A 1,202-nucleotide genomic window follows, 5' to 3' on the forward strand; every position below is an offset into this window, starting at 1 on the left:
AGTGCGGCGAAGTCGCTGATCTGGGTGGCCAGGGCGGTCATCTCCGGGCAGGCGGCGGACAGTTTGTCGCGTAGCGCGGCCTGTTCCTCCTTGAGGTGGGCGGGATCGGTGAGCAGGAGGCGGGCGGTGCGCCGCGGGGAGAGGGTGGCGTGGTCGGCTTCGACGCGGCCCTGGGTGATGTAGCGGACCAGGAGGTTCGCGCTGCCGGTGTAGCCGAGTTCGCGGATCTCGGCGAGCAGGTGGGTGACGGGGACGGCGGGGTCCGTGGCCCGGCGTTTGCGCAGGTGTTCGCGGTAGGGATCGACCAGAGTGGGGCGGTACTGCGGGGTCCGGATGAGCCGGTCGGGCTCGGCGTGGCGGGCGTAGCGTTTGACGGTGTTGAGCGCGAGGTTCAGGCGTCGGGCGCATTCAAGCAGGCCCACGCCCTGATCTCGCAGGTCGTGGACCTGCTGCCAGCGCTCGCGGGTGGTCTGCGCGCGTCTGCCCTCGCGGATCGGCGGTCCCAGAGGTGCCCAGCAGGCGCTGTGCGCCAGGACTTCCCTGTGTGCCGCCTCGCCGAGCAGGTGCCACAGGTGCCAGCGGTCCGCTACCTGCACGACGTGGGGTGCCGCGTCGGTGATGGCCTGGGCGAAGCTGCCGGCCCCGTCCCGGCACACCACCTCGAATCCTGCATGCGTGCGCAGCCAGGTGGCGACCGGCTCTTTCGCGCGGTCCGCGAGCACGTCGGCACGCGCGCCCGTGGCGGCGTCGATGATGATCGTGGCGTAACGGTGGCCCCGGCGCAGGGCGAACTCGTCGATGCCCAGCACGTGCGGGACTGCCGTCGACGGCACGGGGATGCGCATCAGACAGTTCAGGACGGTTGCCCAGGACAGCGCGCAGCGCAGCACGGCCAGCAGCCGGGCCCCGGCCGATCCCGCCAGCGCCACGGCCACCGCGTTCACCACGTGCTGCAGGGCCGGGGTGCGCCGCTGGTAACGCACCGTCAACCCGGTGACCTGCTCGGCGAAGGTGGTCTTGGGACAACCGGAGTTCTTGCAGTACAGGCGGCGCACCGACAGGTCGATGACGCCGGCCCGACCACCCACCGCCTCGTCCGCGACATGCCGCACGTACCGGGAGTGCACCCAGTCCGACTCCGTCCCGCAGCCCGGGCAGACAGCTGCGGCATCGTCCCGGGTTCGGGCCGTGATCCGCAGCAG

1 protein-coding gene is annotated in these 1,202 nt (G+C 71.7%); it reads right to left on the reverse strand.

Annotation, left to right across the window (positions count from 1 at the left end; translation table 11 throughout):
• The coding region (locus ABZ887_RS51160) for an ISL3 family transposase (protein ID WP_361306615.1) at positions 1 to 1,202 on the reverse strand (1,202 nt) is incomplete at its 3' end.

It is taken from the genome of Streptomyces sp. NPDC047061 (assembly GCF_040643955.1).
Lineage (GTDB): Bacteria > Actinomycetota > Actinomycetes > Streptomycetales > Streptomycetaceae > Streptomyces.